This is a genomic window from Streptomyces tagetis (genome assembly GCF_018069565.1).
Lineage (GTDB): Bacteria > Actinomycetota > Actinomycetes > Streptomycetales > Streptomycetaceae > Streptomyces > Streptomyces tagetis.
In genome coordinates, this window is record NZ_JAGPNL010000009.1 from 263,829 (window position 1) to 286,520 (window position 22,692).

Consider the following 22,692-nt stretch of genomic DNA (forward strand, 5'->3'; position numbering starts at 1 on the left):
CACCGTAGACCCGGCGGCACCCGCGCCCGTCCTGATAAGGCAGTCTTGTCCACGTGCCCGAACCCGAAACCGGCAATCCCGGAGCCTCCGCGCCGTCCCCCCATACCCACGCCGCGACCCTGAAGCGACTGGAGAAGTCCTCCGGATCGCTCGCCGCGCAGGCGATCGCGCGGATGGACGAGACGCTGCCCTGGTACCGGGCGATGCCCCCGGAGAACCGTTCCTGGATCGGGCTCGTCGCCCAGGCGGGCATCGCCGCCTTCACGGAGTGGTTCCGCCGCCCCGACGCCCCGCAGGCCATCTCCACCGACGTCTTCGGCACCGCGCCGCGCGAGCTGACCCGGGCGATCACGCTGCGGCAGACCGTCGAGATGGTGCGCACCACCATCGAGGTCATGGAGAGCGCCATCGACGAGGTGGCCGCCCCCGGCGACGAGTCGGTGCTGCGCGAGGCACTGCTCGTCTACGCGCGGGAGATCGCCTTCGCCACCGCCCAGGTGTACGCGCAGGCCGCCGAGGCACGCGGTGCCTGGGACGCGCGGCTGGAGTCGCTGGTGGTGAACGCGGTCCTGAGCGGGGAGGCCGACGAGGGCGCCGTCTCCCGGGCCGCCGCGCTCGGCTGGAACTCGCCGGAGCACGTGTGCGTGGTGCTGGGCACCGCGCCCAACGGGGACTCCGAGCTGACCGTGGAGGCGATCCGGCGGGCCGCCCGGCACGCCAAGCTCCAGGTGCTGACGGGTGTCCTCGGCGACCGGCTGGTGGTGATCGCGGGCGGCAGCGACAACCCGCTGGGCGTGGCGAAGTCGCTGATCGGCCCGTTCGCGCAGGGCCCGGTGGTGGCCGGTCCGGTGGTGCCGGACCTGCTGGCCGCGACCCGGTCCGCGCAGGCCGCCGCCGCCGGGCTCAAGGCGTGCACCGCCTGGCAGGACGCCCCGCGCCCGGTGCTCGCCGACGATCTGCTGCCGGAACGCGCGATCGCCTCGGACCCGGCGGCGCGCGATCAGTTGGTGGAGGAGATCTACAGACCGCTGGAGGAGGCCGGGGCCGCGCTGCTGGAAACGCTGAGCGTCTACCTGGAGCAGGCGAGCAGTCTGGAGGGCGCTGCCCGGATGCTCTTCGTTCACCCCAATACCGTGCGCTACCGGCTCCGACGTGTGACAGACGTCACCGGTTGGTCACCCTCTGATGTACGGTCGGCCTTCACGCTGCGGATCGCGCTGATCCTGGGGCGCCTGGCCGATGGAGATCCGCAACTCTAGGCTTTTGTGAGAGACCCACAAAACCCCCTCGTGTTCTTCGTCCTTGTCCTCACGGGCGGCCGTGCCCGTCCTCAAGAGAGAGTGTGAGAGTGCTCGTACTCGTCGCTCCCGGCCAGGGTGCCCAGACGCCCGGCTTCCTGACTGACTGGCTCGCCCTCCCCGGCGCGCAGGACCGTGTCGCCGCGTGGTCCGACGCCATCGGCCTCGACCTCGTCCACTACGGGACGAAGGCCGACGCGGAGGAGATCCGTGACACGGCCGTCGCGCAGCCGCTGCTGGTCGCCGCCGGTCTGCTCTCCGCGGCGGCACTCGGTGACATCGCGCCGGGCGCGGTCGCCGGTCACAGCGTCGGCGAGATCACCGCCGCCGCCTTCGCGGGCGTCCTCGACGACGGCGCCGCGCTCACCCTCGTCCGCCGCCGGGGCCTGGCCATGGCCGAGGCCGCCGCGGTCACCGAGACCGGCATGTCGGCGCTGCTCGGCGGCGACCCCGAGGTGAGCGTGGCCCACCTGGAGAAGCTCGGCCTGACCCCGGCGAACGTGAACGGCGCCGGCCAGATCGTCGCCGCCGGCACCGTCGAGCAGCTCGCGGCGCTGGCCGAGGAGAAGCCCGAGGGTGTGCGCAAGGTCGTCCCGCTGAAGGTCGCGGGCGCCTTCCACACCCACCACATGGCGCCCGCCGTGGCCGAACTGGCCGAGGCCGCCCGCGCGCTGACGCCCGCCGACCCGGCGGTGACGTACGTGTCCAACAAGGACGGGAAGGCCGTGGCCACCGGCGCCGAGGTGCTGGAGCGCCTCGTCGGGCAGGTCGCCAACCCGGTCCGCTGGGACCTGTGCATGGAGACGTTCAAGGAGCTGGGCGTCACGGCGCTGATCGAGGTGTGCCCCGGCGGCACGCTGACCGGTCTGGCCAAGCGCGCGCTGCCCGGCGTGAAGACGCTGGCCCTGAAGACCCCCGCCGACCTCGACGCGGCACGGCAGCTCGTCGCCGAGCACGCCTGACGCGCCCTTAAGGAGCCGACCGCACATGGCGAAGATCAAGCCCAGCAAGGGCGCCCCGTACGCGCGCATCCTCGGGGTGGGCGGCTACCGCCCGACCCGGGTGGTGCCGAACGAGGTGATCCTGGAGACGATCGACTCGTCCGACGAGTGGATCCGCTCGCGCTCCGGCATCGAGACGCGGCACTGGGCCTCGCCGGAGGAGACGGTCGCCGCGATGTCGGTCGAGGCGTCCGGCAAGGCCATCGCCGACGCCGGGATCGACGCCGAGCAGATCGGCGCCGTGGTCGTCTCGACGGTGTCGCACTTCAGCCAGACCCCGGCCGTCGCCACCGAGATCGCCGACCGGCTGGGCACGGACAAGGCCGCCGCCTTCGACATCTCGGCCGGCTGCGCGGGCTTCGGTTACGGGCTGACCCTCGCCAAGGGCATGATCGTCGAGGGTTCGGCGGAGTACGTCCTCGTCATCGGCGTGGAGCGGCTCTCCGACCTGACCGACCTGGAGGACCGGGCGACCGCCTTCCTCTTCGGCGACGGCGCGGGCGCGGTCGTGGTCGGCCCCTCCAAGGAGCCGGCGATCGGCCCGACCGTGTGGGGTTCCGAGGGCGACAAGGCCGAAACGATCAAGCAGACGGTCCCGTGGGACCGTTTCAGGAGGGGCGACGTCGGCGACCTCCCCCTCGACAGCGAGGGCAACGTCAAGTTTCCTGCGATCACGCAGGAGGGCCAGGCGGTGTTCCGCTGGGCCGTGTTCGAGATGGCGAAGGTCGCCCAGCAGGCGCTGGACGCGGCCGGAATCAGCCCGGACGACCTGGACGTCTTCATCCCGCACCAGGCCAACGTGCGGATCATCGACTCGATGGTGAAGACGCTGAAGCTGCCGGAGCACGTCACGGTCGCGCGTGACATCCGCACCACCGGCAACACCTCGGCCGCCTCGATCCCGCTCGCGATGGAGCGGCTCCTGGCGACCGGCGAGGCGAAGAGCGGCGACACCGCGCTCGTCATCGGCTTCGGGGCGGGTCTCGTCTACGCCGCGACGGTCGTTACCCTCCCCTAGGCACCTCCGCTCCGGATCACCCGGTCCGGCGCGGGACCTTTTGCCACACCCTCTGGAAAACTACGAAGGAGCGCCGCCATGGCCGCCACCCAGGAAGAGATCGTCGCCGGTCTCGCCGAGATCGTGAACGAGATCGCCGGTATCCCCACCGAGGACGTGCAGCTCGACAAGTCCTTCACCGACGACCTGGACGTCGACTCGCTGTCCATGGTCGAGGTCGTCGTCGCCGCCGAAGAGCGCTTCGACGTCAAGATCCCGGACGAGGACGTCAAGAACCTCAAGACGGTCGGCGACGCCACCGAGTACATCCTCAAGCACCAGGGCTGATCCTCCGGTCACCCGGGCACGGCCCGGGTCCCGCCCTGGGCCGCACTGCCCCGCCACCCGGCGGTGGCGCCGTACGAATCCCGTATCCGTTGGAGAAAGAATTCCCGTGAGCTCGACCAATCGCACCGTGGTCGTCACCGGTATCGGCGCAACCACACCGCTGGGTGGCGACGCAGCCTCTACCTGGGAGGGCCTGGTCGCCGGCCGTTCCGGCGTCAAGCCGCTGGAGGAGGAGTGGGCCGCCGACCAGGCGGTCCGCATCGCCGCCCGGGTCGCCGTGGAACCGACCGAGGTCATCCCCCGGCCGCAGGCCCGCCGGCTGGACCGCTCGGCGCAGTTCGCGCTGATCGCGGCCCAGGAGGCGTGGAAGGACGCGGGCTTCACCGGCAGGGCCGGTGAGGAGCCCGGCGTCGACCCCGACCGGCTCGGCGCGGTCATCGCCTCCGGCATCGGCGGCGTGACGACCCTGCTCGACCAGTACGACGTGCTGAAGGAGAAGGGCGTCCGCCGCGTCTCCCCGCACACCGTCCCCATGCTGATGCCCAACGGCCCCTCGGCCAACGTGGGTCTGGCCGTGGGCGCCCGCGCGGGCGTGCACACCCCGGTCTCGGCCTGCGCCTCGGGCGCGGAGGCCATCGGCTACGCCATCGAGATGATCCGCTCCGGCCGGGCCGACGTGGTCGTCGCGGGCGGCACGGAGGCGGCGATCCACCCGCTGCCGATCGCCGCGTTCGGCAACATGATGGCGATGTCCAAGAACAACGACGACCCGCAGGGCGCCTCGCGCCCCTTCGACACCCGGCGGGACGGCTTCGTCCTCGGCGAGGGTGCCGGCGTCCTGGTCCTGGAGTCCGCCGAGCACGCCGCCGCGCGCGGGGCCCGTGTCTACGCGGAGGCGGTCGGCCAGGGCATCTCCGCCGACTCCCACGACATCGTGCAGCCGGAGCCGGAGGGCCGCGGCATCTCGCACGCCCTCCAGCACCTGCTGGAGCGCACCGACCTGGACCCGGCGGAGATCGTGCACGTCAACGCGCACGCCACCTCGACGCCGGCCGGTGACATCGCCGAGCTGAAGGCGCTGCGCAAGGTCTTCGGCGACGACACCGACCACTTCGCGGTCTCCGGCACCAAGTCGATGACCGGTCACCTCCTCGGTGGCGCGGGCGGCGTGGAGTCGGTGGCGACGGTCCTCGCGCTGTACCACCGGACGGCGCCGCCGACCATCAACGTCGACGACCTCGACCCGGAGGCCGCGGCCACCGCCGACATCGTGCGGGGCGAGGCGCGCAAGCTGCCCGCCGAGGGCCGTATCGCCGCGCTGAACGACTCGTTCGGCTTCGGCGGGCACAACGTGGTGCTGGCGTTCCGGACGGTCTGAGCGACCCGGTGAACGCGAGTGGCCCGCTCCCCCGGAAGGGGGGCGGGCCACTGCCACGTCCGGGGTCTGCCCGAAGCCGCGTCCCCGGGGCTCAGACGACCTGGTGGAGCCAGCGCACGGGGGCGCCCTCCCCGGCGTAGCGGAAGGGCTCCAGCTCGTCGTCCCAGGGCTTGCCGAGGAGCTTGGCGATCTCGGCCTCCAGGTCGGTCTCGCCGGCCTGTGAGCGCACCAGGGCGGCCCGCAGCCGGTCCTCGGGGATGAGGATGTCGCCGTGGATGCCGGTGACCGCGTGGAAGATGCCGAGGTCGGGGGTGCAGCTATAGCGCTCGCCCTCGGCGTTGGCGGACGGCTCGGCGGTCACCTCGAAGCGCAGCAACTGCCAGCCGCGCAGGGCGGAGGCGAGCTGGGAGGCGGTGCCGGCCCGGCCCTGCCAGGAGAACTCCGAACGCCAGGTGCCGGGCGAGGCCGGCTGCCGGGTCCAGTCCAGGCTGACGCGCGTGCCGAGCACCCCCGCGACGGCCCACTCGACGTGCGGGCAGAGCGCGCGCGGCGCGGAGTGCACGTACAGAACTCCACGTGTCGTCACCGGAACCTCCGGGCTGAGCGGGACATCTCACAACGGGCGGGACGGCCGTGGCCTCGGGGCCACATGAGGGCGAGGCTACCGTGCGACGGCGCAAGGAGTGTGACGTACCGTCGGTCCCACCGCCGGGAAACCGCCGTCATTCACCCGGCAGGACGCTTGTACGGGTGTGCGCGGGCGCACCTGGAGGCGCTCGGGAACCCTGGCGCGGTGTCATGGGTTGAGCACGGTGGAGGCCAGGTCCCCGCCGCCGAGCCGGGGCGGGCGGCCGAGCGAGTCGAGGGAGGGCCCGGCATGGACGACGGGACGGAGCGGGTGCCGCACCGGCGCCGCCGCCGTACGCGCGCCGGGCTCGCGCTCGTGGCCGCCGCCGTGCTGGGCCTGGCCGGGTGCGACCTGCTCGGCGCGGACTCCACCGGCGCCTCCGGCACGGCGCGTCCCTCGCCCTCGCCGAAGCCGTCCCCGGTGTGGAACACGGCCCCGCGTTCGGTCGCCGCGGTGGGTGACTCGATCACCCGGGGTTTCGACGCCTGCGCGGTCCTGTCGGACTGTCCCGAGGTGTCCTGGGCGACCGGCACCAGCGCCGAGGTGGACAGCCTCGCGGTGCGGCTGCTGGGCGCGCGGGGGGCGGCGGAGCGGAGCTGGAACCACGCGGTGACCGGCTCGCGGATGGCGGACCTGCCGGCGCAGATGACGAGCGCGGCGCGGGACCGGCCGGAGCTGGTGACGGTGATGGCCGGGGCCAACGACGCCTGCCGGGCCACGGCCTCGGCGATGACCCCGGTGGCCGACTTCCGCGCCCAGTTCGAGGAGGCGCTGCGCACCCTGCGTACGGAGCTGCCGAAGGCGCAGGTGTACGTGGCGAGCATCCCGGACCTGAAGCGCCTGTGGTCCCAGGGGCGCACCAGCGCGCTCGGCAAGCAGGTGTGGAAGCTGGGCCTGTGCCCGTCGATGCTGGGCGACGCGGACGCGCTGGACGAGGCGGCGACCGGGCGGCGCGAGGCCGTGCGGGAGCGGGTGGAGGCGTACAACGCGGTGCTGCGGGAGGTGTGCGCGAAGGACCGGCGGTGCCGTACGGACGACGGGGCGGTGTACGCGTACCGGTTCGGCACCGCCCAGCTCAGCCGCTGGGACTGGTTCCACCCGAGCGTGGACGGCCAGGCGAGGCTGGCCGAGATCGCCTACCGCGCGGTCACGGCGGAGCGGCCCTGAGGCCCCACACCCCGGGACCGAAATGCGAGGTTAGGCTAACCTAAGTACATGCCGGTCACTGTCAGCCGCCCGCGCGGCGCGGCGCGCGCCGCGGACGTCCCCCGTTGGACCGAGCCGTCCCCGGGCGGCGCCGTGGTGGTCGAGCCCTACCTGCTGACCACGGCGGTCTTCGACGGGCCGGGTGCCGCGGGCACGGTCTCCGGCGGGGTGCACACCCACGCCGACGCGCTCCTGGCCTGGCCGCACCTCGGCTCGATGACGGTGCACACCCCCGACGCCGTACGCCACCTCGTCCCGGGCCAGGGCCTCTGGCTGCCGCCCGGGACCCCGCACGCCTGCCGGCCCAAGGCGGGCAGCGTGAGCTGCTTCACCTACGTCACCCGGGCGGCGACGCCGCCGCACCGCACCTCCCCGCAGACGGTGCGGGTGGGGCGGGCCCTCCAGGAGATGCTGCTCCACCTCGACGCCACCGCGATGCCCGACGACCTGCGGCTGCGCACCCAGCGCGTGATCCTCGACATGCTGGAGGAGAACCCGGGCGCGGTGATCGAGGTCCCGGTGCCGGAGGACCGGCGCATCCGCGCGCTGGCCGAGGACGTCATGCGCGACCCGGAGAGCGACCTCTCGCTGGAGCAGTGGGCGGCGCGGCACGCGCTGAGCGTGCGCACGGTCACGCGTGCCTTCGTCCAGGACGTCGGCATGCCGTTCACCCGGTGGCGTTCGCTGGTGCGGATGTCCCTGGCGACCGGTCTGCTCGCCCGCGGGCACGGGGTGAACCTCGTCGCCCACCGCTGCGGCTACACCACCACGAGCGCGTTCTCCGCGGCCTTCCGCCGCGTCACGGGGGTCAGCCCGACCGAGTACCTGCGCCGGCACGCGCTCACGGCGCCCACCCGCGGCTGACCCGGTCGCCACGCCACCCCGCCCGCACCCTCCCCGCGCATCCGCGCCAGGGGAGGCGCCGCCATGCCCGCCGCGCCTCCGGTGGCTGATCCGCGACGCAGCCTGACCGGATCGCGCCCCTCACGCCTCTTCATCCCCCATAGCTTCACTCAGGTGAGGGTTACCTAACCCAAGCGGGAGCCCCCGTGCGCTCCCGTCCCCCGGACCCCCGCGCCGGCCCTCACCCGCAACGGCCCGCGCGCCGCCCCGCAGTGTCCCGATCCAAGGAGAACCATGTCCACATCCCTCCCGGCACGACGCAGAACGGGTCCCCTGGCCCGCGTCGTGGCGCTGACGATCGCCGCCGTCGTGGTCCTCGCGGGCTGCGGGGGCACCGGGTCCGAGACGGACACGAAATCCGGGGCCGAGGCCGACACCACGGCGAGCTTCCCCGTGACCGTCGAGCACGCCCACGGCAGCACGACGATCAAGGAGAAGCCCCGCCGCATCGTGGCGATGAGCTGGATGTCGCTGGACGTGGTCGCCGCCCTGGGCACCGTCCCGGTCGGCGTCGACGAGCAGTGGGGCGGCGACAAGCAGGGCTACACCCCCTGGTTCCGCGGCGCCGTGGAGGAACTCGGCGGCCCGCTGCCCGAGATCCTGAACTACGGCGACGCCGGGGAGATCGACTTCGAGCAGATCCTCTCCCTGGAGCCCGACCTCATCGTCGGCCTGTACTCCGGCATCACGGACGTCGGCTACAAGCGCCTCTCCGAGATCGCCCCCACCCTCCCGTACCTGAAGAAGCCCTGGGACGGCGGGACCTGGCAGGAGATGACCCGCACCATCGGCAAGGCGATGGGCGAGGACGCCAAGGCCGAGAGCCTGGTCGCGGACGTGCAGGGGCAGTTGGCCGCCGTCGGCGAGAGCCACCCGGAGTTCAAGGGCACCACCTTCGCCTACGGGGTGGCGCTCACGCCCGGCTCCACGGAGGTCGGCCTGTACCTCGACTACGACGCGCGGGTCCGGCTCCTGACCGAGCTGGGCTTCGAGAACACCCCGTCGATGCCGAAGATCGCCTCCACCGTGAAGGGCACCAACTGGTACGGCGGCATCAGCCTGGAGAAGCTCGACACGATCGAGGCCGACATCTTCGTCGCCTGGGCCAACGACCCCGACGAGGTGAAGTACTCCCTCGACGACCCGCTGTTCCGGCGCTGGAAGCCGATCGCCGGCAAGCACTACGCCTTCGTCCAGGACGAGACCCTCGGCATGGCCACCAGCGGCCCCTCCGTCCTCTCCATCCCCTGGGCGATCGAACGCTACGTGCCGATGCTCGCCGACGCCGTCGCGGGCCGGGGCGCCACCGGCGCCGGCTCCTGACCACCGGCCGCCGCCCCCGGTGACGCCCTCCCCCGAGGACACCCATGAAGACCGCATCACCCCCGGATGCCCCCACCGGCGCGGCGCGTGACGTGCCGGGCCCGCGCCGCGGCGCGGGCCCGGTCCGGCGCGTCCGGCACCGCCCGCTGGTCCTGCTCGCCGCCCTCGCGCTGCTGCTCGCCGCCGCCGTGCTCAGCGTCATGGTCGGCGCCCGCCCCCTCGCCCCCGGCACGGTGTTCGACGCGCTGTTCCACTACGACGACTCCGACGCGCACCTGATGGTGCGCGAACTGCGCGTGCCGCGCACCGTGATCGGGCTCGTCGTCGGCACCGCCCTCGGCCTGAGCGGCGCGCTGATCCAGGCGTTCACCCGCAACCCGCTGGCCGACCCCGGCATCCTCGGCGTCAACGCGGGCGCGAGCCTCGCCGTGACGTTCGCCGTCGCCGTGCTCGGCATCACCTCCGCCGCCCGGTTCGTCTGGTTCGCCCTGGCCGGCGCCTTCGTCCTCACCGTGCTCGTCTACGTCCTCGGCTCGATCGGCGCCGGCCGCGGCACCCCGGTCAAACTCACCCTGGCCGGTGTCGCGTTCAGCGCCGTGTGCGGCGGCCTCACCTCCGCCATGGTGCTCAAGAGCACGGCCACCCTCGACGTCATGCGGTTCTGGGGGGTCGGGTCCGTCGGCGGCCGGTCGCTCGACATCCTCCCGGTCGCCCTGCCCCTGATCGGCACGGGGCTGGTGCTGGGCCTGCTCAGCGCCGGAGCGCTCAACGCCCTCGCGCTCGGCGACGACACCGCCCGCGCGCTCGGCACCCGCCTGGTGGCGACCCGGGTGACCGTGGTCCTCGCGGTCACGCTGCTCGCCGGGACCGCCGTCGCCGTCGCCGGGCCCATCGCCTTCGTCGGGCTCATGGTGCCCCACGTGGTCCGGTGGTTCGTGGGACCCGACCAGCGCTGGATACTGCCGCTCACGGTCGTCGTCGCCCCCGCCTTCCTGCTCGCCGCCGACATCGTCGGGCGCGTGGTGCTGCCCTCCGGGGAGCTGCGGGTCGGCCTGGTCACCGCGCTCGTCGGCGCCCCCGTCCTCGTCGTCCTCGTCCGCCGCCGGAAGGTGAGCACGCTGTGACCGCCACGACCACCGCACCGCACCGGCCGGGCGGCCGGGTGGACTTCGGGCGCACCGTCTGGGTCTGGCGCACCGGCCCGCTGGCGCTGCGCGTCGACCGGCGCTCCGTGCTGGTCTGCGCCGTCCTGGCGGCCGTGACGGCCGTGTTCGGCGTCCTCACCCTCGGCTCCGGTTCGCTCCCGCTCACCCCCGCGCAGGTGCTCTCCGCGCTGTTCGACCCGGACGCCGACCACCGCGCGCGGCTCGTCGTCGTCAACTGGCGGCTGCCCCGGCTGCTGTTCGCGCTGGTCTGCGGGGCGGCCCTGGCGATCAGCGGGGCCATCTTCCAGTCGCTGACCCGCAATCCGCTCGGCTCCCCGGACGTGATCGGCTTCGCCTCCGGCTCGTACGCGGGCGCCAGCGTCGTCATGCTGCTGCTCGGCACCGCCGACTACCTGGCGGTGGCGTCGGGTTCGCTGACCGGCGGGGCGGTCACCGCCCTCCTGGTGTACCTGCTGGCCTACCGGGGCGGGCTGGCCCCGTTCCGCCTCATCATCGTGGGCATCGCCGTCGGCGCCTTCCTCAGCTCCCTCACCTCGATGATGCTCCTGTCCGTCAGCCCGCAGCAGGCGATGCTGGCGGCGACCTGGGGCGCCGGCTCGCTCAGCGGGCTCGGCTTCGCGCAGCTCGGCCCGGCCGCGGCCGTCTTCGCCGCCCTGCTGGTCTGCTCCGGCGCCGTGGTGCGGCCCCTGGTCCACCTGGAGATGGGCGACGACACCGCCGCGGCGCTGGGCGTCGACGCGCAGCGCACCCGGCTCCTCGCCACCGTCGCCGGGGTCGCGCTCACCGCCCTGGTGACCGCGGCCGTCGGCCCGATCGCCTTCGTCGCGCTGGCGGCCCCGCAGATCGCCCAGCGCCTGACCCGGAGCTGCACCACCCTGCGGATCGTCCCGGCGGCGCTCACCGGCGCCACGCTGCTGGTCGCCGCCGACTTCGTCGCCCTGCGCGTCGACGTGCCGGTCGGCGTCGTGACGGTCTCGGTCGGCGGGGTCTACCTCGCCTGGCTCCTGGCCCGCCAGTACGCCGGACGGCGCCGGTGACGCCGTCTCCGCGGCCCGGGACACCGGCCGCCTCCCCGGCGCCCCCGCCGGCACGGACGCCCCCGCCGGCACCGGCACGGGCACCAGCACCAGCACCAGCACCAGCACCAGCACCAGCACCAGCCTCACGACCAGCACCCGAGTCCTCAGGAGCTTCCTTGACCGCCCTCACCACCCGGCCCGCCCGGACGCCCGTCCCGGCCCGTCTGGAGGTGATCGACGCCTCCCTCGGCTACGCCCGGCGGACCGTCTGCGAGCACCTGGACGTCACCGTCCCGGACGGCTCGTTCACCGTGATCATCGGCCCCAACGCCTGCGGCAAGTCCACCCTGTTGCGGGCCCTGTCCCGCCTGCTGAAGCCCGGCACGGGCCGGGTGGTGCTCGACGGCCGGGCCCTCGACAGCTACGGCACCAAGGAGGTCGCCCGGCGCCTCGGCCTGCTCCCGCAGACCGCGCAGGCACCCGACGGGATCACCGTCGCCGACCTGGTCGCCCGGGGCCGCCACCCCCACCAGGGGCTGCTGCGCCAGTGGACCGAGGAGGACGAACGGGCCGTGGCCGACGCCATGGCGGCCACCTCCGTCACCGACCTGTCCGGCAGGCCCGTCGACGAACTCTCCGGCGGCCAGCGCCAGCGCGTCTGGGTGGCGATGGTCCTCGCCCAGCGGACGCCGCTCCTGCTGCTGGACGAACCGACCACGTTCCTCGACATCGCCCACCAGATCGACCTCCTGGAACTCTTCGCCGACCTGCACCGCACCGGCCACACCCTCGTCGCGGTGCTGCACGACCTGAACCAGGCGGCGCGCTACGCGAGTCACCTCATCGCCCTGCGCGAGGGCCGTGTCGTCGCCACCGGCACCCCGTGGGAGGTGGTCACCGCCGATCTGGTGGAGGAGGTGTTCGGGCTGCCCTGCCGGGTGGTGCCCGACCCGGTCACCGACACGCCCATGGTCGTCCCGCTGGCCCGGCCGCGGAGCACCCGGTGACCGGGGCCCCGGCCGGCGAGGGCGGCGCCGGCTCCGTCTCCGCGCTGTTCCGGATCGCGCTGCTGAGCGGGGGCCGGGCGCGGCGCCTGGCCCTGACGACCCTCGGCTTCATGCTGCACCAGCTCTGCGAGGCGCTGGTGCCGGTCCTCATCGGCGTCGTCATCGACCGGGCGCTGGCACCCGGGGACCGCACCGCCCTGCTCGGCTGGCTCGCCGTCCTCGCCGGGGTCTTCGTCGTCCTCTCCCTCTCCTACCAGCGGGCCGCGGCGTCCATGGTCATCGTCTACGGCCACGGCGAGCACGAGCTGCGCCAGCGCGCCATGGCCCGGCTGCTGGACCCGCACGGGCTGCGCCACGCCCCGGGAGCCGGCGAGGCGCTCGCCCTGGTCTCGTCCGACACCTACCGGGTGGCGGGGGTCTCCTGGAGCGTGGTCCAGCAGGCGTCGACCCTCACGGCGATCCTCACCGCCTCCACCGCCCTGCTGCTGATCTCCGTGCCGCTGGGCCTGGGTGTCATCGCCGGCACCGTGCTGGTGCTGGCCCTGATGCGCCGGCTGTCGGCGCCGCTGGAGGCGCGGGGCCTGGCCGAGCAGGGATCGGCGGCGCGGGCCGGCGAGGTGGCCACCGACATGATTACCGGCCTGCGGGTGGTGATCGGCATGAACGCCCGCGCGGAGGCCGCCCGCCGCTACCGCGCCGCGAGCCGGCGCTCCCGGGACGGAGCCGTCGCCGCCGCCCGCGCCGTGCTGGCCTACGGCAGCCTGAGCCAACTGCTGTCGGGGGTGTTCCTCGCCCTCCTCGCCACCGCCTCGGGGCTGCTCGCGCTCGACGGCCGGCTGACCATCGGTCAGCTCGTGACCGTGCTGGGGCTCGCCCAGTACCTCCAGGGCGCCCTCGCCCACGTCGGCACCTTCGCCTCCAACTGGACGCACAAGCGGGCCTCCGCCCGCCGGCTCGGCGCCCTCGTCGGGCAGCCGCCGCTGACCGCCCCGGCCTCCGGCGCCCCGCCGGACCGGCCCACGGCCCCCGCCCCCGGCGCCCCGCTGCTGCGCTGGTGCCCGCCCGGCCACCACGAGCCCCTGGACGTCCGCCCCGGCGAACGCCTCGGCGTCGTGCCGCGCGACGCCGCGCACGCGCGCGAACTCGGCGACCGGCTCGGCCACCGGGTGCCGCTCGGCCGCGGCGAACTCCTGCTGGACGGCGTCGACGCGCTCGACCTCGGCCCGGACCGGGTCCGGGCGCGGATCGTCGCCGCTCCCCACCACGGGGCGGTGTTCTCCGGCACGCTGCGCTCCAACGTCGTGCCCCCGGGCCACGCGCCCGACCCCGCCGTGTTCCGGGCCGCCATGCTCGACGACGTCCTCGACCACATCGGCGGGGAGCGGGCCGAGGTCGGCGAACGGGGCCGGCGGCTCTCCGGCGGACAGCGCCAGCGCCTGCTGCTCGCCCGCGCCCTGCACACCGGCGCCGACCTCGTCGTCCTCGACGAACCCACCACCGCCGTCGACCCGTTGACCGAACAGCGCATCGCCCGGGGCCTGCGGGAGCTGCCCGGCACGACCCTGCTGATCACCACGAGCCCCATCCTGCTCGCCGCCTGCGACCGGGTGGTCGACCTGGCCGGGCCGGACCACGGAACGGAAGGAACCCCCCGGTGAGCGCCGAGAAGAGCACCCTGCCCGTCGCCGGCCCGCGCCGCACCCGGCAGGAGCTGCTGCGCCGGCTCGGCGCGCACCGGGGCCGGCTCGCCGCGGCGCTGCTCACCCTGTTCGCCGGCACCGCGGTCACCCTCACCACGCCGCCGCTGCTCGGCGCCGTCGTGAACGCGGTCGTGGACCGGGCACCGCAGGGCCGGGTCCTCGTCCTCGGCCTGCTCCTGGTGCTCGCCGCGGCGGCCGGGGCGCTGTCGGCCCTGGCCGGCGGCCGGATGCTGGCCGCGCTGGTGCAGGAGGTGCTGGCGGGGCTGCGCGAGGACGTGTTCGAGACGGCGGTGCACCTGCCCGGCGACGTGGTGGAGTCCTCCGGCAGCGGCGACGTCGTCTCGCGGGTCACCCGGGACGTCGAGGCGGTCTCCGAGGCCGCGTCCGACGTGCTGCCCGACGTCACCGCCGCCGGTCTCACCATCGGGCTGAGCCTGGTGGGGCTGACGGTCCTCGATCCCCGGCTGGCCCTGGCCGGCCTGGTCTGCCTGCCCGTCCACGTCCTCGCCACCCGGCGGTTCCTCGCCCGTTCGCACGAGGTGTACGGGGACGTCCGCCGCCTGGAGTCGGAACGCGGGCAGTCCGTCGTGGAGTCGGTGCACGGCGCGGCGACGGTCCGGGCCTACCGGGAGCAGGACCGGCGGCTGACGGAGCTGGCCGGGCGCAGCCTGCGGGCGGTCGAGCGGCAACGGGACGGGGCACGGCTGCGGAACCGGTTCACCGGGATGCTCAACGCGGCGGAGTTCCTCGGTCTCGCGGCGGTGCTCACGACCGGGTTCGCGCTGCTGCGCTCCGGGACCATCTCGCTGGGCGCCGCGACCGCCGCCGCCCTCTACTTCCACCGGCTCTTCGGCCCGGTCGGGGCGCTGCTGGGCAGTCTCGACGACATCCAGCGGGCCACGGTGGGCCTGGCCCGCCTGGTCGGGATCACCGACCTCGGCCCCCGGCCCGACGACGGTCCGGCGGGCCCCGGGGAAGCGGCGGCCGGGGCGGGGATCGCGGTGGAGGGCGTCTCGTACACGTACGACGGGGTGCGCCCCGTGCTCCGCGACATCCGCCTGGAGGTGCCGGCGGGCACCAGCCTCGCCCTCGTCGGGGCCAGCGGCTCGGGCAAGAGCACCCTGGCCCGCCTGATCGCCGGGCTGGACGAGCCGTCCCGGGGCCGGATCACGGCCGGGGACGGCGCCCGCTACCTGGTCACCCAGGAGGTCCATCTCTTCGGCGGCACGCTCGCCGACAACCTGCGGATGGCCCGGCCCGGCGCCACCGACGCCGAACTGGTCCACGCCCTGCGCGAGGTGGGGGCCGGCTGGGCGCTGGAGGGGGAGTACGGGCTCGGCACGGTGCTCGGCCCCGGCGGGACGCCCCTGGACGACGGGGCCGTGCAGCACCTGGCGCTGGCCCGGGTGCTGCTCGCCGATCCGTCCGTCGTCGTCCTCGACGAGGCCACCGCCGAGTCCGGGCCCCGCACCCAGGCGCTGCTGCGCTCCGCCCTGGCCCGGGTCGTCCGGGGCCGCACCGCCGTGATCGTGGCCCACCGCCTGGAGCAGGCCCGGGACGCGGACCGGGTCCTCGTCCTGGACCGGGGCGAGGTCGCCGGGGACGGAACCCACGCCGAACTGCTCGCCCGGCCGGGCGAGTACGCCGCCCTGTGGGAGGCGTACGTCCGCACCGGCGGCCTCCCCGGGCCCCGCCCGTCCGGCGACGCCCGTCCCGCGTCCGCACGACCGGGGGCGACGGTCCCCCGCACGAAGGAGCAGCACCCATGACGGTCCACCGCGCCGTCGTCGCCCGCGTCCGGCGGCTCACCCCGGCCATGACCCGCGTCACCCTGCACGGCGAGGGACTCACCGGCTTCGTCTCGACGGGGACCGGCGACGAGTACGTACGCCTCTTCCTCCCGCACGGCCCCGACCGCCGCGACGTCTCCCTGCCCGAGGACACCGGGGACGGCGGCCTGCGGACCCCCGAGGGGCGGCCCACCGCCCCGATGCGCACCTACACCGTGCGGGCGGTGCGCCCGGAGGCCGGGGAGATCGACATCGACTTCGTGGTGCACGACCACGGGGTGGCGTCCGGCTGGGCCGCCGCGGCCCGCCCCGGGGACGTGATCGGCCTCACCTCCCCCTGCGGGCTCTACGCTCCCCCCGCCGACCTCACCTGGCAGGTGCTGGTCACCGACCTGACCGGCCTGCCCGCCGTGGGACGCCTCCTCGAACAGGCCCCGGAGGGGGTCACCACCCGGGCGATCGTCGAGGTGCCCGACCCCTCCTGCGTGCAGCCGCTCCCGGACCGGCCGCACCTCGGGACGACGTGGGTGTACGGGGGCAACGGCCACGGCCCGAGCCGCCTGGCCGAGCTGACCGCCGCGGCGGTCCCGCCCGGCACCGACCTGACGGGCGGGTATGTGTGGGTCGCCGGGCAGACCACGGCCTGCCGGGAGGTGCGGCGCCACCTGCGCGGGGAACGGGCGCTGCCGGTCGAGCGGTTCAAGGTGGTCGGCTACTGGATGCCGGGGGCCGAGACGTGGACCGAGCGGTACGAGGCGCTGCCCGCCTCCGTCCGCGCGGAGCTGGACGCCCTCTGGGACGACCCGGCCCGCGAGCCGGAGGACGTCGCCGTGGAGTACGAGTCCCGCCTCAGCGCGCACGGCCTGTGAGCCGCCCCCGGCGGAGGTGGCGGGGGGCGGTGTCCGCCGCGTGAGCCCCGGCCCGGCCGTCAGGTGCCGGGCCGGGGAGTCCACGGGGGGCGCCGGGCGGGGCCGCGCGGGACGCCCTGCTCTCCGACCGTAGTGGTCCCGGTGGCCCGGCGGCGGGTGATCGGGGCGGTTCGGTGAAGTCCGTACGAACCTTTCACACGGGTCCGTGGGCGGTCCGCCCGGCCGCGCCGGGGCCCTCGGGGCCGTGCGCTCCGGCGGGGCCGGGGGTGTGGTCGGCGTCGGCGGCGGGGCCGGGGCCGGGGTCCTCGTCGGAGGCGCGGGCGGTGCCGTCGAGGATCTCCTCGCCGAGCAGGTCGCGGGCGAGGAGGGTGGCGCCGGCCACCGCGCCGGGCATCAGGAAGACCGCGGCGAACGGCACCAGGAAGGCCAGGCCCAGCGGCGCTCCGAAGCCCCAGACCAGCGGCTTGCGGGTGCGCAGCAGGGCGAGCCGCTCCCGCAGTTCCAGGCCCCGCCGCTGGAGGGCGCCCGCGGCCAGCTCCTCGCCGAGGAAGAAGCCGGTGACGAGGAACCCGGCCACCGGCACGACCGTCTGCCCGACCACCGGCACGAAGCCGAGCGCGAAGAGCAGCACGCCCCACACGGCGGCCCGCACCAGGATGCGCAGGCTGTCCCGGGTGGAGACCCACACGTCGCGCCAGAAGGAGAGCCCGGACTCGGGCGCCGTGCCGTCGGCGGAGACGTCCCGGTCGACGGCCTCGGAGAGGCTGTCGTAGAAGAGGCTGCCGATGAGCAGGGTGACGGCGGTGAAGGTGAGGACGGACAGGAGCAGGCCGAGCGCGAACAGCACCACCGTCAGCACACCGCGGAAGAGCCCGGCCCAGGGGCTGGACCAGTCGTCGGCGAAGGGCGTCGCCCAGGCGACCGCGTCCGCGCCCCACACGGCCAGCACGACGAGGGTCGCCAGGTAGAGGACGAGGGTGATCAGGCCGGGGAGGAGTCCGTAGCCGTAGCTGCCCCGGTGCCGGGCCATCCACCGCTGGCCCCCCAGGAGATGACCGAACCCCGCCCCCAGATCACGCATGGGCGGGATTCTACCGGGGTGCGCGGGCCCCCGGCGGGGCCCGCGCGGCCCGGCTCAGACGGCGACGACCATCTTGCCGGTGTTGTCGCCGCGCAGGACGCCGAGGAAGGCGTCGAGGGTGTTCTCGACGCCCTCGACCACCGTCTCGCGGTACTTCAGCTCGCCGGAGCGGACCCAGGCGCCGACCTCCTCGGCGAACCGGGGCCGCAGGTCCTCGTGGTCGCCGACGAGGAAGCCCTCGATCCGGCCCCGGGTCTGGATGAGGCGGGCGAGGTTGCGCGGGCCGGGGGCGGGCTCGGTGGCGTTGTAGACCGAGATCATGCCGCAGACCGCGATCCGGCCGCCCCGGTTGAGCCGGCCGATGGCCGCCTCCAGGTGGTCCCCGCCCACGTTGTCGAAGTACACGTCGACGCCGTCGGGGGCGGCGGCGCGCAGTTGCTCGGCCACCGGGGCGTCCTTGTAGTTGAAGGCGGCGTCGAAGCCGTACTCGTCCAGGAGCAGCCGGACCTTGGCGTCGGAGCCGGCCGAGCCGACGACCCGGGAGGCGCCCTTCAGCCGGGCGATCTGGCCGGCCTGACCGCCGACGGCGCCGGCCGCGCCGGAGACGAAGACCGTGTCGCCCTCGCGCAGCGCGGCCACCCGCAGCAGCCCCGCGTAGGCGGTCAGGCCGGTCATGCCGAGCACGCCGAGGTACGTGGAGAGCGGGGCGGCGTCCGCGTCGACGGGGACGGCGTGCCGGGCGTCCAGGACGGCGTACTCGCGCCAGCCGAAGAAGTGCAGCACGTGGTCGCCGGGCGCGAAGCCCTCCGCCTTCGAGGCGACCACCTCGCCGACGGCGCCGCCCTGCATCACCCTGCCCAGCTCGAAGGGGGCGACGTAGGACTTCGCGGCACTCATCCGGCCGCGCATGTAGGGGTCGACGGACAGATACCGGTTGCGGACCAGCACCTGGCCCTCGGCGGGGACGGGCACCTCCGTCTCGACCAGGGCGAAGTCCTCCGGCTCGGGCCGGCCGACCGGACGGCTGACGAGGTGCCATTCGCGGTTGACGGCGGGGAGGGAGGGGGAGTCGGTCATGAGGGCGCCTTTCCGCACGGGGGTCGCGTCCGCGGACCGGCGCTCGGCCCGGCCGCGAATATTTCACTACCTGAAACAACCATGCGGCTGAACATTTCAGGTTGTCAAACACCTGGGTACGCTGGACCCCATGTCTCCTCCCGAGCACAGCACCGCCCGCCGCCCCGACGCCCTCACCCTGGAGGTCGTGGAGCTGATCGGCGAGGTCGTGGCCCGCTTCCACGCCGACTACGAGGAGGCCGCCGCGGAGCGGTCGCTCACCGGGGCGCAGGCGAAGCTGCTGAGCCTGCTCTCCCTGGAACCGCTGCCGATGCGGCGGCTGGCGCGGAAGCTGCGGTGCGAGCCGTCGAACGTGACCGGGATCGTGGACCGGCTGGAGGCGCGGGGACTGGTGGAGCGGCTGACGGACCCCGACGACCGGCGGGTCAAGCTCGCGGCGGCGACACCGGAGGGGCGCCGGGTGGCGCGGGGGCTGCGGGAGTCGCTGCGCTTCGCCCGCGAGCCGCTCGCCGGGCTGTCGGAGGACGAACGGGTGGCGCTGCGGGACGCGCTGCGGCGGATCGTGGGCGACTGAGCCGGGGCACCGAGGGCCGGTCCCCTCGGGGTACGGCACCGGAGCGCCCCTGCCGGAGCGCGCCTCAGGGCCGTCAGGCGCACCACCACAGGAAGCGGTTGCAGGTCTCCGTGGGGGTGGGGGACGGCGGGGGCGGGGCCGGGGGCGCGCTGGTGGCGGCCGGGGGGTCCGGGGTGGCCTGCGCGGGCGGGGCCGGGTCGGAGCCGGGGGCCGGGGGCGGGTCGTCCGGCGCCTGCTCGGCGTCCGGTTCCTCCCCCGGGTCCTCGGAGGCGTCGGCCTCGGGGGACGCCTCCGGGGCGGAGGCCGACTCCGACGGGGAGGCCGATGCCGAGGCGGAGGCGGTGGGCGAGGGGCCGTCCGCCGGGTCCGCGGTGTGCCGGTCGGCGGCGGGCAGGGCCGGGTCACCGGCCTCCCGGGAGGTTCCGCCGTCGGTCGCCCCGTCCCCGACGGAGGCCGGCGGCGGGCCGCTTCCCGGCCCGGCGCTGCCGAGTTCGGCCAGGCTCAGTCCCCCGGCGGCCAGGACGAAGCCGGTGGTGATCAGCAGGGTCCGGCGTCCGCGCCGGCGGTGCGCGGCGGCCTTGCGGTCACGGCGGCCGGGCCGGTCGGTGTCGGGGTCACCGTCCGGGCCTTCGTCCGCTCCGGCGCCGGCGCCGTCACCGCCCTCGCCGGCGGCACCGTCACCATCACCGTCACCGCCGTCGCCGTCGCCGTCACCGGAGTCCCCGGCGTCGCCGGACGCGCGCTCCTCGCCCGGAGCGGCGAACGCACCGGCAGCGGTGGGCTGTTCGACCTGGGTGCCGCACCCCGGGCAGGCGAGGGCGCCGTTGAGGTGCCGTCGGCACGGGTGGCAGTAGTCCATGACGCGGGAAGGTTAAGTTCCCGGCCGGTGGGGTTCCTAGACATCCCTGTGAAGGTTGTGTGGGAAAGCGGGCACGCCCCTTCCCCGGCACCGCTGCGCATGCCGCCGAAACTGCCGAAACCGTTATGTGTCCGACCCGTTGACACCCCCACCGCACCCTCCTTACTGTCTCGCCAGCATTTCGAACGAGTGACGAAATCTCGAACGCCGGGAAGGGCTGCCACCGTGCGCATCACCGGAATCAGCACACACGTGGTCGGGACGCCGTGGCGGAACCTGACCCACGTCCAGGTGCACACCGACGAGGGGCTCACGGGGGTCGGGGAGACCCGGATGCTCGGGCACACCGACGCCCTCCTCGGCTATCTGCGGGAGGCCGAGGCCAACCACATCGCCGGCTCCGACCCGTTCGCCGTCGAGGACCTGGTCCGCCGCATGAAGTACGGGGACTTCGGCCGGGCCGGGGAGATCGTGATGTCCGGCATCGCCGTGGTCGAGATGGCCTGCTGGGACATCAAGGGCAAGGCCCTCGGCGTCCCCGTCTGGCAGTTGCTCGGCGGGAAGGTCACCGACCGGGTCAAGGCGTACGCGAACGGCTGGTACACCACCGAGCGGACCCCCCAGGCGTACCACGAGGCCGCCCGGCGGGTGGTCGAGCGCGGCTACCGGGCGCTGAAGATCGACCCCTTCGGCACCGGCCACTTCGAGCTGGACCACGAACAGACCCTGTACGCCGTCTCGTTGATCGAGGCGGTGCGGGACGCCATCGGACCCGGAACCGAGCTGATGCTGGAGATGCACGGCCGCTTCTCCCCCGCCACCGCCGTGCGGCTGGCCCGGGAGATGGCGCCGTTCCGCCCGGCCTGGCTGGAGGAGCCGGTCCCGCCGGAGAACCTCAAGGCGCTGGAGAAGGTCGCCGCCAAGGTCGACATCCCCGTCGCCACCGGCGAACGCGTCCACGACCGGATCGAGTTCCGCGAGCTGTTCGAGAGCCAGGCCGCCGACATCATCCAGCCCGACGTGGGGCACATCGGCGGCATCTGGGAGACCCGCAAGCTCGCCGCCACCGCCGAGACGCACTACACGCTCATCGCCCCGCACAACGTCGGCGGCCCCGTGCTCACCGCCGCGAGCCTCCAACTGGGCTTCACCACACCCAACTTCAAGATCCTGGAGCACTTCAACGACTTCGCCGACGCGGAGATCTCCCAGATCGTCCGGGGTGCCCCGCGGGTGGACCCGGCGGACGGCTGCTTCGCCCTTTCCGACGCCCCCGGCCTCGGCGTGGAGCTGGACACCGACGCGGCTGCCGCCTTCCCCCAGCAGCAGGCCCGGTTCGACCTGTGGGCCGACGGCTGGGAGCGGCGCCGGCCGCGGGAGCGCCGCGCATGAGCGCCGAGATCGTCGTCGAGGCGCCGGGGCGCCACCGCGCGGCCCCGCACACCCCGCGCGAGCCCGGCCCCGGCGAGGCGCTGGTGCGGGTGCACGCCGTCGGGATCTGCGGCAGCGACCGCGAGGTCTACCGGGGCGACCGGCCCGAGGGGTACGTCCGTTACCCGGTGGTCCCCGGGCACGAGTGGTCCGGGACGGTGGAGCGGGTCGGCGCCGGGGCACCGGCGTCCCTGGCCGGGCGCAAGGTGGTCGGCGAGGGCTTCCGCAACTGCCAGGTGTGCGACCGCTGCCACGCGGGCGAGACGACCCTGTGCGGCGCCGGGTACGAGGAGACCGGGTTCACCGTGCCGGGTGCCATGGCGCCGACGCTGACCCTGCCCGCCCGGCTGCTGCACGTCCTGCCCGAGGGCGCCGACCTCACCGCCGCCGCCCTGCTGGAGCCGGCCGCCTGTGTCGCCGCCGCCGCGCTGAAGGCGGGGGCCCGGCCGGGTGAGCGGGTCGCCGTGGTCGGCACCGGGACGCTCGGCATGCTCGCCGTACAGTTCCTGCGGGCCACCTCCCCGGCGGAGCTGCTGGTGGTCGGCACCGGGCGGGAACGGGAGGCCCTGGCCCGGCGGTTCGGCGCGACCGCCTTCCGTACCCGGGGCGGTGAACCGCCGGGCGGGTTCGACGTGGTGGTGGAGACCGCCGGGTCGGCCGACGCGGCCCGGACCGCCGCCGCGCTGCCGCGCCGGGGCGGCCGGCTGGTGCTGACCGGCATCCCGGCGCCGGGCGCGGACGGCCTCGACCCGACCCACCTGGTGCTCCGGCAACTGGAGGTGCGGACCGTCTTCGGGGCGCCGCCGGCCGCCTGGGCGCACACGGTACGGATGTTCGCCGCCGGGCTGCTCGACCCGCTGCCGCTGGTGACGCACGAGGTGCCGCTGTCCGCGTTCGCGCGGGCGATCGCCCTGGTGGGCTCCGGGCACCCGGACGTCGGCAAGGTCCTCCTGCGCCCCTGAGCCGCGCTTCCGCCTGCCCGCCGTACGCCTGCCTCCCCCTCCCCGCCGCTCCCGCCGCCCCGCCTCCGCACCCGC

The 22,692-nt window shown here is 74.8% G+C and carries 21 protein-coding genes; 17 read left to right on the top strand and 4 right to left on the bottom strand.

Annotated elements, in window-relative coordinates:
* Positions 1-53: 53 nt before the first annotated feature.
* The 5 genes from fasR (at position 54) to J5Y05_RS27425 (ending at position 5,022) form a co-directional block, all read left to right on the top strand.
* The gene (fasR, locus tag J5Y05_RS27405; protein WP_210875802.1) at positions 54-1,259 is read left to right on the top strand and encodes a fatty acid biosynthesis transcriptional regulator FasR; all 1,206 of its coding nucleotides are present in this window, start codon (positions 54-56) and stop codon (positions 1,257-1,259) included.
* 89 nt (positions 1,260-1,348) lie between these two features.
* Complete coding sequence (locus tag J5Y05_RS27410; protein WP_210875803.1) at positions 1,349-2,260, top strand: ACP S-malonyltransferase; 912 nt, start codon at positions 1,349-1,351, stop codon at positions 2,258-2,260.
* A 25-nt stretch (positions 2,261-2,285) separates the two neighbouring features.
* The gene (locus J5Y05_RS27415; protein ID WP_210875804.1) at positions 2,286-3,317 is read left to right on the top strand and encodes a ketoacyl-ACP synthase III; all 1,032 of its coding nucleotides are present in this window, start codon (positions 2,286-2,288) and stop codon (positions 3,315-3,317) included.
* 78 nt (positions 3,318-3,395) lie between these two features.
* On the top strand, positions 3,396-3,644 hold the full coding sequence (locus J5Y05_RS27420; protein ID WP_210875806.1) for an acyl carrier protein: 249 nt from the start codon (positions 3,396-3,398) through the stop codon (positions 3,642-3,644).
* 106 nt (positions 3,645-3,750) lie between these two features.
* On the top strand, positions 3,751-5,022 hold the full coding sequence (locus J5Y05_RS27425; RefSeq protein WP_210875808.1) for a beta-ketoacyl-[acyl-carrier-protein] synthase family protein: 1,272 nt from the start codon (positions 3,751-3,753) through the stop codon (positions 5,020-5,022).
* A gap of 91 nt (positions 5,023-5,113) precedes the next feature.
* On the opposite strand, the gene J5Y05_RS27430 is transcribed toward J5Y05_RS27425, so the two are convergent.
* Complete coding sequence (locus tag J5Y05_RS27430) at positions 5,114-5,608, bottom strand: DUF3145 domain-containing protein (protein ID WP_210875810.1); 495 nt, start codon at positions 5,606-5,608, stop codon at positions 5,114-5,116.
* A 291-nt stretch (positions 5,609-5,899) separates the two neighbouring features.
* Between J5Y05_RS27430 and J5Y05_RS27435 the strand changes: the two genes are divergently transcribed.
* From J5Y05_RS27435 to J5Y05_RS27475, 9 genes are all read left to right on the top strand, one after another.
* Positions 5,900-6,817: an SGNH/GDSL hydrolase family protein gene (locus J5Y05_RS27435; protein ID WP_210875812.1), complete on the top strand. Its 918-nt coding sequence runs from the start codon at positions 5,900-5,902 to the stop codon at positions 6,815-6,817.
* Positions 6,818-6,865: 48 nt separating this feature from the next.
* Positions 6,866-7,720, top strand: coding sequence for a helix-turn-helix domain-containing protein (locus J5Y05_RS27440; protein WP_210875813.1), 855 nt, complete (start codon positions 6,866-6,868; stop codon positions 7,718-7,720).
* Positions 7,721-7,993: 273 nt separating this feature from the next.
* Positions 7,994-9,082, top strand: coding sequence for an iron-siderophore ABC transporter substrate-binding protein (locus J5Y05_RS27445; RefSeq protein ID WP_210875815.1), 1,089 nt, complete (start codon positions 7,994-7,996; stop codon positions 9,080-9,082).
* Between the two features lie 44 nt (positions 9,083-9,126).
* Positions 9,127-10,206, top strand: coding sequence for a FecCD family ABC transporter permease (locus J5Y05_RS27450; RefSeq protein ID WP_210875817.1), 1,080 nt, complete (start codon positions 9,127-9,129; stop codon positions 10,204-10,206).
* Positions 10,203-11,285 carry a FecCD family ABC transporter permease gene (locus J5Y05_RS27455; RefSeq protein ID WP_210875819.1) on the top strand — a complete coding sequence of 361 codons (1,083 nt, stop codon included), beginning with the start codon at positions 10,203-10,205 and terminating at the stop codon, positions 11,283-11,285. The genes J5Y05_RS27450 and J5Y05_RS27455 overlap by 4 nt, the downstream gene beginning before the upstream one ends.
* 158 nt (positions 11,286-11,443) lie before the next feature.
* The gene (locus tag J5Y05_RS27460; RefSeq protein WP_210875821.1) at positions 11,444-12,274 is read left to right on the top strand and encodes an ABC transporter ATP-binding protein; all 831 of its coding nucleotides are present in this window, start codon (positions 11,444-11,446) and stop codon (positions 12,272-12,274) included.
* A complete protein-coding gene (locus tag J5Y05_RS27465) occupies positions 12,271-13,932 on the top strand; it encodes an ABC transporter transmembrane domain-containing protein (protein ID WP_210875823.1) in 1,662 nt (553 codons plus the stop codon). The genes J5Y05_RS27460 and J5Y05_RS27465 overlap by 4 nt, the downstream gene beginning before the upstream one ends.
* A complete protein-coding gene (locus J5Y05_RS27470; RefSeq protein ID WP_210875825.1) occupies positions 13,929-15,743 on the top strand; it encodes an ABC transporter ATP-binding protein in 1,815 nt (604 codons plus the stop codon). Before J5Y05_RS27465 ends, J5Y05_RS27470 begins: the two co-directional genes overlap by 4 nt.
* Complete coding sequence (locus tag J5Y05_RS27475) at positions 15,740-16,633, top strand: siderophore-interacting protein (protein ID WP_210875827.1); 894 nt, start codon at positions 15,740-15,742, stop codon at positions 16,631-16,633. Before J5Y05_RS27470 ends, J5Y05_RS27475 begins: the two co-directional genes overlap by 4 nt.
* Positions 16,634-16,826: 193 nt before the next feature.
* On the opposite strand, the gene J5Y05_RS27480 is transcribed toward J5Y05_RS27475, so the two are convergent.
* Both J5Y05_RS27480 and J5Y05_RS27485 read right to left on the bottom strand, forming a co-directional pair.
* Positions 16,827-17,714: an EI24 domain-containing protein gene (locus J5Y05_RS27480; RefSeq protein ID WP_210875829.1), complete on the bottom strand. Its 888-nt coding sequence runs from the start codon at positions 17,712-17,714 to the stop codon at positions 16,827-16,829.
* A gap of 54 nt (positions 17,715-17,768) precedes the next feature.
* Positions 17,769-18,791: an NADP-dependent oxidoreductase gene (locus J5Y05_RS27485; RefSeq protein ID WP_210875831.1), complete on the bottom strand. Its 1,023-nt coding sequence runs from the start codon at positions 18,789-18,791 to the stop codon at positions 17,769-17,771.
* Positions 18,792-18,921: 130 nt separating this feature from the next.
* On the opposite strand from J5Y05_RS27485, the gene J5Y05_RS27490 reads away from it, so the two are divergent.
* Complete coding sequence (locus tag J5Y05_RS27490) at positions 18,922-19,365, top strand: MarR family winged helix-turn-helix transcriptional regulator (protein WP_210875832.1); 444 nt, start codon at positions 18,922-18,924, stop codon at positions 19,363-19,365.
* A 73-nt stretch (positions 19,366-19,438) separates the two neighbouring features.
* Here the strand turns inward: J5Y05_RS27490 and J5Y05_RS27495 are convergent, their stop codons facing one another.
* Positions 19,439-20,224 carry an SCO2400 family protein gene (locus J5Y05_RS27495; protein WP_210875834.1) on the bottom strand — a complete coding sequence of 262 codons (786 nt, stop codon included), beginning with the start codon at positions 20,222-20,224 and terminating at the stop codon, positions 19,439-19,441.
* A 225-nt stretch (positions 20,225-20,449) separates the two neighbouring features.
* Between J5Y05_RS27495 and J5Y05_RS27500 the strand changes: the two genes are divergently transcribed.
* Positions 20,450-21,616 carry a mandelate racemase/muconate lactonizing enzyme family protein gene (locus J5Y05_RS27500; RefSeq protein WP_210875836.1) on the top strand — a complete coding sequence of 389 codons (1,167 nt, stop codon included), beginning with the start codon at positions 20,450-20,452 and terminating at the stop codon, positions 21,614-21,616.
* The gene (locus J5Y05_RS27505; RefSeq protein WP_210875837.1) at positions 21,613-22,617 is read left to right on the top strand and encodes a zinc-dependent alcohol dehydrogenase; all 1,005 of its coding nucleotides are present in this window, start codon (positions 21,613-21,615) and stop codon (positions 22,615-22,617) included. Before J5Y05_RS27500 ends, J5Y05_RS27505 begins: the two co-directional genes overlap by 4 nt.
* Positions 22,618-22,692: the final 75 nt, after the last annotated feature.